The 16,061-nt window shown below is 38.4% G+C and carries 14 protein-coding genes and 1 tRNA gene; 7 read left to right on the plus strand and 8 right to left on the minus strand.

The window, feature by feature from the left end; all coding sequences use genetic code 11:
• Positions 1-7: 7 nt before the first annotated feature.
• The 3 genes from HPC41_RS16370 (at position 8) to HPC41_RS16380 (ending at position 3,060) form a co-directional block, all read left to right on the plus strand.
• A complete protein-coding gene (locus HPC41_RS16370; protein WP_172395074.1) occupies positions 8-1,021 on the plus strand; it encodes an ATP-grasp domain-containing protein in 1,014 nt (337 codons plus the stop codon).
• Between the two features lie 245 nt (positions 1,022-1,266).
• Positions 1,267-2,250, plus strand: coding sequence for a lipoate--protein ligase (lplA, locus tag HPC41_RS16375; RefSeq protein WP_172395075.1), 984 nt, complete (start codon positions 1,267-1,269; stop codon positions 2,248-2,250).
• Positions 2,251-2,292: 42 nt separating this feature from the next.
• Positions 2,293-3,060, plus strand: a complete 768-nt coding sequence (locus HPC41_RS16380; protein WP_172395076.1) for a methyltransferase domain-containing protein — start codon at positions 2,293-2,295, stop codon at positions 3,058-3,060.
• A gap of 21 nt (positions 3,061-3,081) precedes the next feature.
• On the opposite strand, the gene ybaK is transcribed toward HPC41_RS16380, so the two are convergent.
• Both ybaK and HPC41_RS16390 read right to left on the minus strand, forming a co-directional pair.
• Positions 3,082-3,558, minus strand: coding sequence for a Cys-tRNA(Pro) deacylase (gene ybaK / locus HPC41_RS16385; RefSeq protein WP_172395077.1), 477 nt, complete (start codon positions 3,556-3,558; stop codon positions 3,082-3,084).
• Between the two features lie 12 nt (positions 3,559-3,570).
• On the minus strand, positions 3,571-5,229 hold the full coding sequence (locus tag HPC41_RS16390) for a DNA polymerase/3'-5' exonuclease PolX (RefSeq protein ID WP_172395365.1): 1,659 nt from the start codon (positions 5,227-5,229) through the stop codon (positions 3,571-3,573).
• Positions 5,230-5,487: 258 nt separating this feature from the next.
• Between HPC41_RS16390 and HPC41_RS16395 the strand changes: the two genes are divergently transcribed.
• On the plus strand, positions 5,488-6,612 hold the full coding sequence (locus tag HPC41_RS16395) for a lipid II:glycine glycyltransferase FemX (RefSeq protein ID WP_172395078.1): 1,125 nt from the start codon (positions 5,488-5,490) through the stop codon (positions 6,610-6,612).
• 3 nt (positions 6,613-6,615) lie between these two features.
• On the opposite strand, the gene HPC41_RS16400 is transcribed toward HPC41_RS16395, so the two are convergent.
• Positions 6,616-7,809: a BamA/TamA family outer membrane protein gene (locus tag HPC41_RS16400; protein ID WP_288811425.1), complete on the minus strand. Its 1,194-nt coding sequence runs from the start codon at positions 7,807-7,809 to the stop codon at positions 6,616-6,618.
• A 352-nt stretch (positions 7,810-8,161) separates the two neighbouring features.
• Between HPC41_RS16400 and HPC41_RS16405 the strand changes: the two genes are divergently transcribed.
• Complete coding sequence (locus HPC41_RS16405) at positions 8,162-8,590, plus strand: nuclear transport factor 2 family protein (protein WP_120260678.1); 429 nt, start codon at positions 8,162-8,164, stop codon at positions 8,588-8,590.
• Between the two features lie 97 nt (positions 8,591-8,687).
• Here the strand turns inward: HPC41_RS16405 and HPC41_RS16410 are convergent.
• The 3 genes from HPC41_RS16410 to HPC41_RS16420 form a co-directional block, all read right to left on the minus strand.
• Positions 8,688-8,761, minus strand: a tRNA-Ala gene (locus HPC41_RS16410).
• Between the two features lie 78 nt (positions 8,762-8,839).
• Positions 8,840-9,589: a BlaB/IND/MUS family subclass B1 metallo-beta-lactamase gene (bla, locus tag HPC41_RS16415; protein WP_172395080.1), complete on the minus strand. Its 750-nt coding sequence runs from the start codon at positions 9,587-9,589 to the stop codon at positions 8,840-8,842.
• A 68-nt stretch (positions 9,590-9,657) separates the two neighbouring features.
• The gene (locus HPC41_RS16420) at positions 9,658-9,996 is read right to left on the minus strand and encodes a cupin domain-containing protein (protein ID WP_172395082.1); all 339 of its coding nucleotides are present in this window, start codon (positions 9,994-9,996) and stop codon (positions 9,658-9,660) included.
• A gap of 199 nt (positions 9,997-10,195) precedes the next feature.
• Here HPC41_RS16420 and HPC41_RS16425 point away from each other — a divergent pair, with 199 nt between their 5' ends.
• A complete protein-coding gene (locus HPC41_RS16425) occupies positions 10,196-12,136 on the plus strand; it encodes an AAA domain-containing protein (RefSeq protein WP_343043839.1) in 1,941 nt (646 codons plus the stop codon).
• A gap of 47 nt (positions 12,137-12,183) precedes the next feature.
• Here the strand turns inward: HPC41_RS16425 and HPC41_RS16430 are convergent, their stop codons facing one another.
• Together HPC41_RS16430 and HPC41_RS16435 are read right to left on the minus strand one after the other, a co-directional pair.
• Positions 12,184-13,707: an acyl-CoA dehydrogenase family protein gene (locus HPC41_RS16430; protein WP_172395083.1), complete on the minus strand. Its 1,524-nt coding sequence runs from the start codon at positions 13,705-13,707 to the stop codon at positions 12,184-12,186.
• A 177-nt stretch (positions 13,708-13,884) separates the two neighbouring features.
• The gene (locus HPC41_RS16435) at positions 13,885-14,751 is read right to left on the minus strand and encodes a helix-turn-helix domain-containing protein (protein WP_172395085.1); all 867 of its coding nucleotides are present in this window, start codon (positions 14,749-14,751) and stop codon (positions 13,885-13,887) included.
• Positions 14,752-15,257: 506 nt separating this feature from the next.
• Here HPC41_RS16435 and HPC41_RS16440 point away from each other — a divergent pair.
• The gene (locus HPC41_RS16440) at positions 15,258-16,004 is read left to right on the plus strand and encodes a HesA/MoeB/ThiF family protein (RefSeq protein ID WP_172395087.1); all 747 of its coding nucleotides are present in this window, start codon (positions 15,258-15,260) and stop codon (positions 16,002-16,004) included.
• The last annotated feature ends 57 nt before the right edge of the window (positions 16,005-16,061 follow it).

Raw genomic sequence — 16,061 nt, forward strand, 5'->3', positions numbered from 1 at the left:
ACACCATATGAAGATAGCATTTGTTATTAATCAGACTCATAAAGAAACTGAACGTTTCACAACAACCCTGCTTGCATTGAAGGCACATCAGCTAGGGCATGCGATTTATTACATTGGACTGGCCGATTTTTATTATGAATCTGCCCATATTGCCGCCCATGTGCGTGAGGTGCTTCCTACACAACAGATTACCTCTGCAAAGCAGTTGATGGAGGTATTGAGAGCTACAGCAAAGACAAAAATGGAATTGGAGAAGATGGATGTGATCTGGCTTAGATTCGATCCTGTTTTGGATATGGTGAATCGGCCCTGGGCAGCTTCATCTGCGCTGCAGTTCGCCTCTTTATTAAAAGAAAAAGGTGTACAGGTCATTAACGATCCCGATAGTTTGGGCCGGGCAAGTAACAAATTGTATCTCGAGGGTTTTGACGAGTCTATCCGACCCAAAACAATTGTAACCAGAAATTATACTGATGTTGTCGAGTTTTTTGAGCAACAAAATAGACTGATTATTTTAAAACCTTTAAAGGGGTCTGGTGGGAAAAATGTGTTTTTGATCAATAAAGATAATCAACAGAATCTAAAACAAACGGTCGAGGCGATTGCCAGGGATGGCTATGTGATAGGGCAGGAGTATCTGCCAGAAGCAGCTGCTGGGGATATCCGTTTTTTTCTGTTGAATGGTGAACCCGTTTCCATCAATGGAAAATATGCTGCTGTTCACCGTGTGCAGCAGGGGAATGAGATCCGGAGCAACGTGCACCAAGGGGCAAAAACCCAAACCGCGATAATCTCGCCGGAGCTGCTACTTATGGTTGATAAAATCAAAGACAAATTGATACAGGATGGAATGTATTTTGTTGGTTTGGATATCGTGGGCGATCGTATTATGGAAATAAATGTTTTTAGTCCGGGAGCTTTATGCCAAACAGAAGAGATTGTAAAAGAAGATTTTTCCGCATTGATTATCAAAAACCTTGAAGAAAAAATAAGATCTGCTAGAAATTCATCGGGTGTATAGTAAGGCGGTTATATGTAATTGGTTTTATAATAAGGGGGGGCAAAGATCAATAATTGACTGGGCTGTCTAAAAGCATACCTGATTCTGAGAACTAAGTTGTTTTTGGTGTCATTTGAAATCTTTTAATGGTAATTAGGATTGTTGTGATAGGAAGCTGACAAAACGTGGGATTGATGGAAATTATGAGTTTGAGATGAATCAAGGCATTTAAATTCTTGTTAATTTTAAGAAAATATAAAAATACGATGTTTATTATTGATTCGCCTTCCCATGATGCTTATTTCAATATTGCTTCTGAGGAATACCTGCTCACGAAATATCCGAAAGAACCCATTTTCTTATTGTACATGAATGATCCATCAATTATTATCGGCAAATTTCAGAATACTTTGGCCGAAATTAACCTTGATTACGTGAATGATAATAAGATTAAGGTCGTTAGGAGAATGTCTGGCGGTGGTGCAGTATATCATGATTTAGGAAATCTCAATTTTTCCTTTCACACCTTATTGGGAAATCTTGATTTTATGGATTTTTCGACTTTCACGCAACCTATTGTTACTGTTTTGAACAAATTGAATATTCCGGCCAAACTGGAGGGAAGGAACGACCTGCTGGTGGATGGAAAGAAGTTTAGTGGAAATGCTAAGCTTGCAAAAAATGGTAAAATGGTTCAGCATGGTACTATTTTAATTGATTCGCAGATGCAGATATTGAGTGATGCATTGAAGGTAAACCCGCTTAAATTTGTCGATAAAGCTGTCAAGTCCAACCGGGCAAGGGTGACCAACCTGATCGGTTATCTACCTCAGGGTTTTACAACGGTAAAATTTAAGGAACTATTGATCGCAGAAATGCAGCGTGAAAATCCTGATGCGGAGATCATTCATTTCTCTGCAACTGATATCCAGAACATCGAGAATCTGGTGAAGGAAAAATATGAAACCTGGGACTGGAATTTCGGTTTCTCTCCGAATTATAATTTTAAAAAGGCAATCAAGATCCCCGCCGGTTTTATAGAATTACATTTAGATGTACATAAAGGTTCTATTGAGCATGCTAAGATTTTCGGGGATTTTTTTGCTTCTGAATCTATTCATGAACTGGAGCAACTATTGATTGGAAAAAAACATCAATTGGAAGAAATCAGAGCGCTGTTGGAAGCCATAGATCTAACTTCGTATTTTGGAAAAGTTGATGTAGCTGAAATTTTGGAGCTATTTAAATAACAGCTATTGTATTATCCCATTGGGACTTAAATAAAAAATATTATGCCTTGGAATCCAGATATCTATAATAAGTTTAAAGACATCCGTTTCAAACCTTTTTTTGATCTATCCGAACTAATAGCTTCGGAAGCAACGATGAAAGCGGTAGATCTCGGATGTGGAACCGGAGAGCAAACCGCTATTTTAAGCGATAAATTTCCACAGGCTACATTCCTTGGAATAGATGCATCTCCAGAAATGTTATCGATGAGCCGTAAACTTGAACATGAACACCTAAAATTTGAGAATAGTAGTGTTGAAAAATTTCTGGAGACAGCGGGTTCCTGGGATTTGATATTCAGTAATGCTGCATTGCAATGGCTGGATGGTCACCAACTGCTTTTTCCGCATCTCATTTCCAGATTGAGTAGCGGTGGGCAATTGGCCGTTCAGATGCCTTACCAGCCTGAAAATGTCTTAAATAAACTGCTATTTGAGCTAGCTGCTGAAGAACCTTACCGAAGCTATTTGGATGGTTGGAATAGGGCTTCATCGGTGCTAAGTATAGATGACTATGCACAGATTCTGTTTCATTCGGGCTTGGAGGAATTGGACCTCTCACTTCGTATCTACCCAATTATTGCCGCCGAAGCGGAAGTACTTTATGACTTTATTTCCGGATCGGCATTGATCCCTTATATTGAGCGACTGGACGAAGATAAACGACCTGTTTTTATTGAGGCTTTTAAGACACGTATTAAACAGCATTTTTCTAGATTCCCTGCGATATATCCATTTAAACGTATTTTGCTGTATGGGCGAAAGAGCTGAAATCGGACGAGTATGTTCCTGTTAAATACTGATTAAATCTGACCAGATCGCTTTAGTCATCGTTGCTAAATCGTTGGGATTTAATATTATTTGAAGGCCTCGTTTTCCTGCGCTCACAGAAATTTCTGTTTCCAATTGAGCTGCTTCCTCAATAAATGTTGGAAATAGTTTTTTCATGCCAATAGGTGAGCAGCCCCCGCGGATATAGCCCGTTACAGCTAGGAGATCCTTCATAGGGAGCATTTCACAATTTTTATTACCTGATGCTTTAGCGATCTTTTTTAAGTCAAGTTGGGCATTTCCGGGAATTACAGCAACAATGTAAGGGTCTATATTTCCTTTCAATACTAAAGTCTTATAAAGTGTTTCAGGTAATAGACCCAATGACAAGGCAACATGTTCGGCACTGACATCATGATCATCCACCTCGTATTCTCTTAGTTCATAGTTTACTTTTGCCGTATCCAACAAGCGGACAGCATTGGTTTTATGCGACATTATAAGCTTTTTTTAATATCTACGATTGGAAAAATAGTTTGTAATCTCCGTCAAGGAGTATGTATTCAGACAATTTTTTGCTTCCAGGCCACCTTTCTGTGCAATAAAAATACCATACTTCATGTCCAGCAGCCCTTCAGTGCGATGCGCATCGGGGTTAACGGATAACAATACACCTTTTTCCACAGCATAGCGATGCCATCTCCAATCTAAATCTAACCTTAAAGGATTTGCATTAATTTCGATGACGACTTTATTCGCGGCGCAGGCATCAATTATTTTTTTAAAGTCAAGTGGATAGCCCGATCTACTTAATAAAAGACGGCCTGTTGGATGTCCCAAAATTGTTGTATATGGGTTTTCAATTGCTTTAATCAATCTAGCGGTTGCTTTTTCCTCATCCATCTTTAAGTTGGAATGAACAGAGGCGACAACAAAGTCAAATTGTACTAGTACCTCATCGGGGTAGTCCAGTGATCCGTCGCTTAGAATATCGGATTCTATCCCTTTAAAGATTTTAAAAGGGGCTAGTTTTTCATTTAAGCGGGCAATTTCCTTCCATTGCTCTTCCAATCTTTCGATGGAAAGACCATTTGCATAAACAGCCGTTCTGGAGTGATCACATATTCCAAGATATTCGAGACCTAATGCATCTTTACAATGAAGAGCCATTTGCTCCAAGGTATGAACGCCATCACTATAAGTTGAGTGGTTGTGCAGTGTCCCTTTGAGATCCTTAAATTGGATTAATTGAGGTAAAGTATGGTTCTGTGCGCGTTCAATTTCGTCGAGACCCTCGCGCAATTCAGGTTCAATATAATCAAGTCTTAAGTTACGATAGATAGCCTCTTCACTGGAAAGTGAAGGTAAGTCAGGAAGAATATTGAATAAAAGATCCAAGTGTGCGGTCGATCCTGTACTGAGAATAAGGTCCCGATAAAAATCATTGATATTCGTACTGAAAACCTTGAATGTAAAACCTAATTCATCGGTAATTTCCAGTGAATTCTCTGTTTTCTCCACCAATGTATAATCACCTAGGAATTTCTCCACTGCTTCTATACTTTCGGAAATGAGTAGATCCACTGTGCTTAACACCTCGCATTTTCTTCTAAAATCTCCGGTAAAGGATAGAAGAGACGAGGGGAAATGTGTTTTTAAAATAGCGTAAAATGTATCAGCTTGGGACAATACTTTGGCGTATAGGAACCATCCCTGATTGGATATTGAGAATTCGATGGACTTCTTTATTTCTTCCTGCGTTTTTAAGCCAAATCCTTTGGCTTCAACTAGCCGGTTTTCATTGCAGGCATACAGTAGTTCACCTACACTTTCAATACCAAGGTCTTGCCAGATAATCTGAACCTTTTTTGGGCCCAGGCCCTTTATGTTTAACATTTCAACAACTCCTGATGGCGTATTCGCTAATAGGTCCTGGAGTTCCTTAAACGTTCCGGTTTGTGCGACCTCTTTCGCTTTTTCGGCGGTACTTTTTCCTATGCCCGGCTGTGCGCTCAATTCTTCAAGCGAGGCGTCGTCAATGCGAAAGGGCAATTTGTCCAATTTAAAAGATGCACTAGCCATAGCCTTTGTTCGGAATGGATTTTCGTTGTGAAGTTCCATTAATTGGCTGCACAATTTAAAAATTTTAGAGATCGCTTTATTGTCCATCATTATGGTGAGTTGTTAGGCTACAAATATCCTAATTTTTGAGGCAAAATACCAACCAAGTTGATAATATAAACCCGTTAAATAATGTGAAAAAGCTGTTTTTAGCGCTAATAATAGGTTGTTTTATTAAATTAACAACAAAGTGACAAATGAATACCTGTATAATGCTGCATTATGGCTAAGTTTGCCGTTTTTGGGTATTGAAATCTATAACGGATATTGTGTTTTTTGAAGATATCCGATAACAATTAGCGGGTTATGATAGCAGATATAAGTGATAAAGAGGTTAGTGGCCTTTATAAGACAGGGATTATTCAGCAGACAGCATATTGGTCTACTGTGAAAAAGATGCAGGGGATCGAATCGAAAGCGTTTAATTTCAAATCGAAGCGTTCCGATCTTTATACAGGAGTTGAGGACGATGCTTACTTCGTTGGCGACCTATTAATTATAATACAGATGATAGATCATGAACATAGTATAGCTTATGTCCCGTATGGCCCTGAAATAGAACCATCGGAAGAAAATCAAGGCTATTTTTTAGAGCAACTTTCGGAAAGCATACGCACATATCTGCCTCAAAACTGTATTATGATACGTTATGATTTATCTTGGGAATCACATTGGGCAAAAGATGATGATTGTTATGATCTTTATGGCAATTGGTTAGGCGTTCCGGAAAAACGGATTCAGGAAATGCGTTTTAATTTTAATACTGAAAATTGGAATTTTCATAAAGCAAATACGGACATTCTTCCTTCTAATACCATTTTTATGAACCTTAAGGCCGAAGAAAATCGTCTGTTGTCCAACATGAAATCAAAAACACGGTATAATATTAATTTAGCCCAAAGGAAGGGCGTTAAAGTACGCTCCCTTGGCTTGGAAAGCTTGGAGATTTGGTATGAATTATATCGGCAGACGGCTACCCGGAATAATTTTTTCTTACATGATATCAACTATTTTAAGATTGTACTTTCGGCAAGAGCAAACGATACAATGTCACCTGCAGACGTTTACCTGTTGATTGCCGAGTTGGAAAATAAGCCTTTAGCCGCGATGTTTCTGGTAATTGCAGCAAATCGAGGAACCTATTTATATGGTGCTTCGGCTTCCGAAAATCGTAATTATATGGCGACCTATGCCTTGCAATGGCGAGCAATGCAGGTCGCAAAGGAAAAAGGGTGTACTGAATATGATTTCTTTGGCGTATCTCCTCAGGCGGACCCATCACATCCCTTATATGGGCTTTATAGGTTTAAAGTAGGGTTTGGAGGTGAAATCTATCATCGTATGGGCTGCTGGGATTATCCGTTAGACAATGAAAAATATCGATATTATGCTTCCATGGAATTTAAGAATCAAAGCTATCACTTGAGCTAGATATTAAAATACTTCACCCAAAGTCAGTCTTACGCCACGGTGATTGGTACTGATGCCATAGTCGATGCCAATATTGGTGCCTGAATTTTTATTGAATTTAATTCGAGCACCTGCACCGGTACCAATATTCCAATCCGCAAACATGCTGTTTTTGGGGCCGTTTACGGTGGTAAAATTCATAAAAGCAACAAAACCAAATAAACCATCGCTGCTGATGTCTCGGCGGTATTCTGTTTCCAGATAATATAACGATTTGCCACGGAACCGACTTACTGGGAACCCTCTTCCGGAACTGTTGTAAGGGTCCCAACCCAAATTTGGTAAATCGAGGTAAGGTGCTTTGCTATTGAATACAGTCCAGAAAAAGCTTCGCACAGCAATCATATTCTGCCTATTCGGATCCTGGGTCAAGCGATGGTATCTCCTGATTTCGAGGAATAAGGACTTCCAATTCTGATCACTTCCCATGAAAACCGGGTTAAGGCGGAACTGTAGATTGGCATAATTGCCGGACCAGGTATTGATAGAGTTGGCGCGCGTGTCATAGATTAGGTTGAGACTGAGTCCTGAGGAAATAGTATGGTCTTTCAACGCTGTACCATAGGGGTAGGAGGTGTACTCGTCAAGTGGGATAGCACTCGTAGATTTGATATTCATGCGGTAATCCAGGTCATAGCCAATACCCATAAACAGTCCGCCGTGGATTCTTTTCAACGCATGTTGATATAGTCTAAAATAAGTATAATCCAAATTGATCTGTTGGTCTCCGTGATGCTCTTTGCCTATTCCCCAAGTCTCATGTGGGTATTTTAATAGCCTGATATCACCATCGATAACCCAAGTATTATCTTTTAACCAGACATAGGAGCGGATGGGGAGGCCGAATCGCTTTCCAAAATTGGTGTATGGCGTGAAAGTAACTTTAGACATATAGGTGCTTTTACGCTCACCAAGATAAAACCCTGCTGTAGTACTCGTAATTAAAGCGTGCCCTCCTCCAGGGACATTTGTCGAAAATGGCAGAAATGAAAAGTAAAACTTTTTTCCTGTACTATCGACAGATTGCGGTGGCTTAATCTTGAGAATCTCTTTTCCGATATCGATCAGATCCCTTTGTTTACTCGTATCTGCAATATGCTCAGTGATTTCTATTTCATTGACAGGGCGCTGTGCATAGAGCTCAGATTGAAATATCACCAATAAAAATGTTAAAGTAGCAAGCTGATATAAAAAAAGATGCTGTCTGTCGTAGTGTGTCATGAATACATGCAATCTAAGAGGAATTGTACAGAATTACAATATTGTAAAGAAGATTTTATCTGTTCTGTCGCGTTTTGTCTATAGATAGAATAAATCAAAATTTCATTCACCTAGAAAAAAATAGCGTTTACCGATTTTAATGTAATGTTAATCTAAATGTAATAGAATCAACACATCAGTTGTCTTAAATTTGAATCAGAAAATAAATAAGAAAAAAGTGCAACAAATTTAGATTGTCTCCGACAATAGGATAAGAAAATATACTAATACATTATAAAATAGAAAAGATATGAAAACTTTAGTAAAAACATTTGTAGCGGCAGCAATGATAGCGATCTCTACTTGCTCAATGGCTTCGGTTAAACCAGAAGAACGTAATTTAATTACAGCTGATTTGGCGATTGATGAATATGTAGGCGCGATGACCGAAGGTCAGGTAGCGAATTTAGATAAGCTATTCACTTCTGATTTTAACCAGAAAATATGTGGTAAACAGGATTTAAATCACAGTCGTTCGGAGATGATCGAGTTCTTGAAAAAACAAAAAGGAATAAAAATGAACTGCAAAACAACAACGCAGATCGTTGAAGAATTACCAGATTATGCTATTGCGAAAGTAACCATGCAATTTGATGGTTTCTCTAAGACCGATTTGATCACACTTGTGAAGGAAAATGGTGCATGGAAAGTTTCTAAATCAGTTAATTCTTACAAATAGGAATTACTGCCACAAATTGAAATGATGTTTCGGGAAAACTGATCAATGTATAAAAACAACAAAGAGGCTACTTATGAAAAGTAGCCTCTTTTGTTTGTGGAGCATATCAGGATCGAACTGATCACCTCTTCACTGCCAGCGAAGCGCTCTAGCCAGATGAGCTAATGCCCCCTTTGTTTTTTCTGTCGCTAAGATAATACCTTTTTTGTAAAAACAAAATTGCTTTTTTATTTTTTTAAATATTATTATTTATTGCTTCTCAGTAAGTAGTTCCTCAGTACGTTTTATCTGTTGATTGTCCTTCCATGCGTCATGTCCAGGAATAACCATTTTTATCTGCGGATACTTCGCTAACAATCTTGCCAATGCAGGCTTCCAGGCTTTGACATCACCATCACCGACAAATCCCAAGTTTTTGGCCTCCGAACTTTTGATGAAGCAACCCCCATCCAGAATTTGATAGTCCGGAAACCAGACAACGACATTATCCAAAGAATGTCCTGCACCAAAAAAGTTCAAAACGAAGGACTGACCACGCACATTATAGGTCTTGTTGATTTTAACGAGATGCGTAGCTTGGGCTTTATGATTTGCCTTAAGCAGATCGTTGGTCATTTTTGTCGCATAAGTTGGAATTCCCATACGATTATAATATGCAAAGCCTCCCGCGCGATCCTCGTGCCAATGTGTGGCATATACTGCAATGACAGGTAGCTGATGCTTTTGTTTAATACTGTCCAAAAGCGGTTGATATTGTGTCGAGTCCCAAGGCGTATCAAATAGAATAACACCTTTCTTGGTGATTAGATAGACCGCATTAGCGGCATATTTGGTGCCCTCAAAGGTATTGTAAGTCGTATAAAGATAAAGCTGTGAATTGATCTTTTCAATGGATAATGGTTTTTCCTGTGCGCGCAAAGATGGCAATACACAGCAAGAAAGACCGAGAAGTAGCGTAGCTACTTTTGCGGAGAAGAGCGAAATAGTATTTTTGAACATAAGTAAATAAACGATTGTTCGGAATGAATATTGTTGTGTTGGACCTGTAAAATTCTCTTTTTTTCTGGCTACAACGATGTAATGAAATCTTCTCGATGCGGTGTGAAAGAATCTATCAACTCGCCTTCTTCAAGACATTCACAGCCGTGGGTTAAATTTGGGTTAATGATACAGGAATCACCTACAGTTAAGATTTCATCTATGCCATCGATGTGGTACCTGAACTTTCCGGCGTTGACATAAGATATTTGTGTATGTGGGTGTTGATGTAGGGCACCGATTGCACCTTTTTGAAAACGTACTTTCATTAACATCAATTCATCGTTATAAACTAATATTTTACGTTGTACACCATCGCCTAGATCCGTCCAGCTCTGGGCTTTATCGTGTAGGAATATCTCACTCATTTTAATCGCTTTTATTTTAAAAAATTAATCAACAAATCTTTATCGCCAATGATAGGAAATAAATATGACTTTTGTAGCTCAGCTTGAGAAGTTCTTGATAAACGTACAGCGTCGATGAGAGAATTTCCCGATTTTCTTAGGAAAAATAGGAGAACATGCATGAACTGATCGGTAAAGTATTTGAAAAAACTGTTACTTTGTGTCTGATCAAAGCGAGTGTACTGATATGAATTATTTCGACGAACTTATTACATTATTACATGAAGAACAACAATATGATAAGGTGCAGCATGAAACATTATTATTGAAAAGCAGTTTAAATGAAAGAAGAATGCAGGGGGTGACCTGGTTTCCTATTCAGATCACGGATAGCGAACTGGGGCGGGGAGATTATCTGTCAGTTAGTTTAAAAAAAACAAATCACCTCGATGTAGATCATCGGTTTCGTTTTGGGATGCCTGTTTCTCTATTTTCAAACCATGACCCAAATGCGGACAGAATAGACGGCATTATATCTTCGGTTAATAAGGAAAGTATGCGGATTTCATTTCGTGTAGATGAGCTGCCCGATTGGAGCAGAAGGGGGAAACTTGGTGTGGACTTATTATTTGACGAATACTCATACCGTGAAATGGCGAATGCATTGCGACAGGCAAAGGAACTTGCGACTGATCCACGACAAGGCAAATTGATCAGAAAGCTTATTGGTGAAGAACAATTATATACTGGAGAAAAAGATATATTTTTTGAGCATCCAGATCTCAATGTCAGCCAAAATAGTGCTGTTCAACAGGTCTTAACTACAACAGATATCGCACTTTTACATGGCCCTCCAGGGACTGGGAAAACGACAACATTAATCAGGGCAATAGCTGCTTTGTCAAAGAGCAATAACAAGCAGATATTGGTCGTGGCTCCGAGTAATACTGCGGTTGACTTATTGACTGAGCGTTTAGATGCTGCAGGAATAGCTGTCACTCGGATAGGTAATCCGGTTAAAGTATCTGAACATCTACAGGAGTTAACCCTTGATAGCAGAATAGATCGTCATAGCGCGAATAAGGATATAAAGTCCTTGCAAAAGCAAGTTCGGACCTATACGGATATGGCCCAAAAATATAAACGCAATTTTGGCAAGGCCGAGCGCGAACAAAGGAAAGCATTGTTCGACGAAGCTTACAGAATTCGAAAAGATGTTGATAAAATTCAGGATTTTATTGTAATGGATATTCTCGATCGCTCTCAGGTAATAACCGCGACGCTAGTAGGGGCAAATCAAGATGTTATACGAAACCGAAGATATGAGACGGTTGTTATTGACGAGGCTGCTCAGGCACTGGAGCCTGCCTGCTGGATTCCGATATTAAAGGCTGACAAATTGGTGTTGGCTGGGGATCATTGTCAACTCTCGCCAACAGTGAAATCAAATAAAGGTATGGACAATAAGCTTAGCAATACGCTGTTTGAAAAACTCATCAATCTTTATCCCCAAGCGGTTTCGCTGCTCGATATCCAATATCGAATGAACGAGCAGATCATGAATTATCCCTCCTCAGCTTTGTATGGAGGTCTCTTGAAAGCTGATTGTTCAGTTGCGCATTGGACAATAGCGAACGATTCAGAACCGATTGTATATATCGATACGGCTGGGGCAGGTTTTGAGGAAACCGAAAGTGATGGTGCAATCTATAATCTCGGGGAGGCCAGTTTTCTGAAATCTCATTTAAAGACAGCCATCGCAACTTGGTTAGAGACTTCTCCAATCGAACAATGGCCAAGTATTGGGATAATAGCACCTTACCGGAAACAAGTGTCTGTATTAAAGGAAATGTTGGAGCAGGACGAAGAATTACGGCCGTATGCTGCTATTATTAAAGTACAGACCATTGATAGTTTTCAGGGGCAAGAGAAAGATATTATTTATATCAGTTTGACACGAAGCAATAACGAACAACAGATTGGTTTTTTATCCGATGTGCGACGGATGAATGTCGCTATGACAAGGGCCAAAAAGAAGTTGGTCGTCATTGGCGATAGTGCGACGATAGGGGTTCATTCGTTCTACCAGAAATTTATTGATTACGCAGAAAATCTTGGCCACTACCATAGTGTCTGGGAATGGGATATTGCGGAGATGTAATAGAAAAAGGGACTGCGATGAAATTCTTTTCGCAGCCCCCCTCAATTTTATAAAGAGGTGAAATTCATCCAATCAGCCTTTTCGTCATAGTGCATAAGCGGTTCGGCATTATTGCTATTGGAGAGTTGACCGACCAACATGTACAGATCCATACTAACATGCTGACGGGCAATTTCTGTCATTTTATCATTAAAACCAGCGTTATTGATTTGCAGGACATATTGGAAGCAAACAACACGTGCAATTATTTTCCCTAAAGTGACCATCTCGCGCTGTTTAGGTTGAAGCGGGAAGTCGAAATTCAAAATAGAAGAGAAAAATGGAGCCGCAAGTTCGGTTGCCGGATTTATTTTCAGGAATGAAAGCAGATTGCTTTCTTTGCTTTTGCGCATCAGTTTGGCAATAGCCTCAGCGACTTGAGAATAGAGCATCTCATTTGAACCCTCAAAAATCTGAAAAGGTCTGCTATCTACTAAGCCACGACCAGCGACATGATCCAGTCTATAGCCATTTGCTCCAGACAATTGTACACAGATCTGAGCAGATTCATGCATGAGATCTGTCACCAATGCCTTGACACTATTTGCGTCTACACTGTGGCCAGAGAGATCATTATGAATTGAACTGATCGAACTGCTGTAAGCACACATGGCCGAACATATTGTAAAAGCTGCCTGTAAACGAGATAATTGAAACTTAACTGAATCCAATTCGTTTAAAGGAATTCCGCTGACACGTCTTTCGGTGCAATGTTTCATAGCTTCATCCAGCATACGTTTTATGAAACCCATACCCATACCTGGAAACTGAAGTCTGCTTCGGTGTAAGGTGTCCAACATGAGTTTTATACCTGTGCTTTCAGGGGTTAATCGATAATCTCTCGGTACCTCGATGTCTATTTTATTGATGCCATAAGGAATAGCATATAGACCGAGACTATTGTATTTTTTTAATACCTCGATTTTTTGCTCGGCAATCGAATTATCGGTGACAAAGAAATCTATATCACGTACAAGTTCCCCATTTTCATTTTTTTTTCGTGCAGTGACAAGCCAAAAATCCGCAGCACCCGTTAAGCCCTGCCAATGTTTCTCGCCCTTAATATGATATTTATCCCCATCTTGCTGATAAAATGTACGCATATTGAGGGCATCACTTCCGTAAGCTTGTTCTGTGATCATTAGTCCGCCCATGGCTTTATTGTCTAAAAAGCGACGAAATATTTTCTCCTGTAATAAGGGATTGCCATATTTGGCAAATGGTTCTAAAAATAGCGCGATATTAATTCCAAAGATCAGAGAAAGAGACAGTGATTCATAAGAAGCAGCAGCTAGCACGCCTAGACACTCTTTTACATGTAGCCCGCGGCCACCAAGATGCTCTGGAATAGCGACCGACAATGGTTTCATTTCCATGATTTCACTTAAAAACTGAGGTGGTAAACCACGTGTTAAGCTTAGGTTATTATAGTCATACTCCTTATGGAATAAATTTGACAACCTTTCTTTGAAGTTTTCGATATATAAATCGAAATCCTGCATCTTGTTTGTGTGTGCTAAAACGTTAGACATCGCTAGTTATTGATTAAATGATAAAACATTTGCAATAGTGGATGTATACGATATATCCTTAAGATAGCTGTGATTTACTCCTACATCCCGATCGCTAAACAAAAATAACCCATATCATTGTGATTAGCCTGTCCACTTCCGTATAAAAGATAGGACAAATCGTGCATGTGTAAAAAATTAAGTTGCCTTGTTTCGATAAGAAGTTGGTGAAGTTCCTACGATTTTTTTAAATAGTCGGGAGAAATAAGAAGGATCCGAAAAATCGAGTTCATAACAGATGTCAGCGATGCTTTTATTCGATTCAAACAGAAGAAATTGACTATGCATAATGAGGACCTCTAAAATTAGCTCTTTGGATGATTTTTTGAATACCGAAAATACACATCGATTTAGGTAATTGGTCGATACAGCGAGCTTATCAGCATAAAAACCAATATGTTTTTGTTTTTTGAAGTTTTTGTGCACAAGCTGTTTAAACATCATTGCAATTTCCTGTCTTCGGTTGAGCGCTTGATTGGAAGAAGATAGCTTAATTATCTTTAGTAAAAGAGATTTTAGTAAACTTTCAAACAATTCTTTATAAGGTGACTCAGAAAGTAATTCATTGTAAAGTAACTTGAAGAGCTCGTTGAGATCTGCGCTATCCTGTTTTGCAAGATTAAGTAATGGGGAAATATTAAAAATATTCAGAATCTCCTGCTCCCTAAATATGGAAGTCATTGCATTGTCATTGATTAATACGCAATGTCCCTTTGCTGATTTGTCAACGGATTTAATAGTGGAGATGTTGCCATAATTGCTCGTAAGAATCGCAGGTGCTTCTACCACATATTCTTTCGCTCCAATTTTGTGTTTGAAATGACCTTCTGTTATATGTACCAAGAGGTTATATCCCAGGAAAATAGGGGGGGTAGGGAATTTAATATAGGGCGCAATTTCACTGAGCTGAAATATCTTAATTGGAGACTGTTGGTATCTAAGGTGTTCCAGACTACCCGTCATAAATCTATCTACAAACTCACCTGCATTTACCTGCTTTTCCATAGTCCATTTACGTTTGCTGTAAAATCAATAAGCTTTTCATTTTTTTCCTGCTATTAGTGTCCTAAACGGATACTTGCTAATATCAGGATAATATTCCAAAATTAAATAGGATAAAATAGTTTTGTCATGTTAAATATCTATACTTTATGAATTGAAAAATAATGTTTTCACAATGCTTGTTTCCTAAATATTATGATCAACAATTTGAGTACAACAATTTTCGTTTGGATGTTTTTTCATTGTTAAGCTTATGAAGACATGATTAATATTAATGTGTTAAGAAAGCAAAGTATAGGTTATTTGTATTTTAGTGTAGCGACTAATCGTTTAAGATAGGATTCTTATGAAGATTCTAATTGGGAGGCAATGATAGAATCATTATTATGATATTAAAGCTAGAATCCTAGCAATGTTTTAAGAAATAATTTTTAGGATTAATTGATAAAGATGAGACAATAATTTTTAAATTATAGTCCTATCTTTATTAAGATACAAATTTATAGTAAATGAGTTTGAGATACGAACGTAATATCATTCATATAAAAGAGGAGGAGCAAAAGTGCATTAAGAATTTTCCGGTGCTGATTGGAGGCTGCGGTATCGGTAGTTATATTGCCGAGTGTTTATTGCGGATGGGCTTTGAAAATTTGACAATAATAGATGGTGATACTGTAGAACTAACAAATCTCAATCGACAGAATTATGTCACGGACGACATTGGTGTCAATAAGGCTATTGCTTTAAAACAGCGATTGATATCCATTAATCCTGAAGCGAATATTAAGGCGTATAGCGAATTTATAGACCGGAACAATTTATATAATCTTGATTTAAGCTGTAAAGTTGCCATTAATGCCCTGGATTTTTCTTCGGATATTCCTTTTTTATTTGACGAATATATGGCACAGAAAAGTGTACCTGTTGTTCACCCTTATAATTTGGGCTGGGCTGGATTTTTAACAGTAATTACACCAGAAAGCCGTAATTTGAGATCACTTCATAAAGAACATCATGCATTTGAGATAAATGTTGGACAATATATTGTTGATCGGTTACAAGAAAAAAATATTGATACAAAATGGCTAGAAGATTTTCTTTCAGAATATGGTAAAATAGCAATGGATTCTCCTCCGCCACAGTTGTCATTGGGACTATATGTGCTGTCAGGAATGGTCTGTCAGCTTGTGTTTAATATCGCTACAGAAAAAGAGATAAAAGTGTTTCCCGAATCTTATTATTTGTCTCTGAAATAATTATAGCGTTAAATATATTATCTTTCTTTTTCTACATAACACATTGTGGCGTTAAAA

The organism is Sphingobacterium prati (genome assembly GCF_013167215.1).
GTDB classification, from domain to species: domain Bacteria; phylum Bacteroidota; class Bacteroidia; order Sphingobacteriales; family Sphingobacteriaceae; genus Sphingobacterium; species Sphingobacterium prati.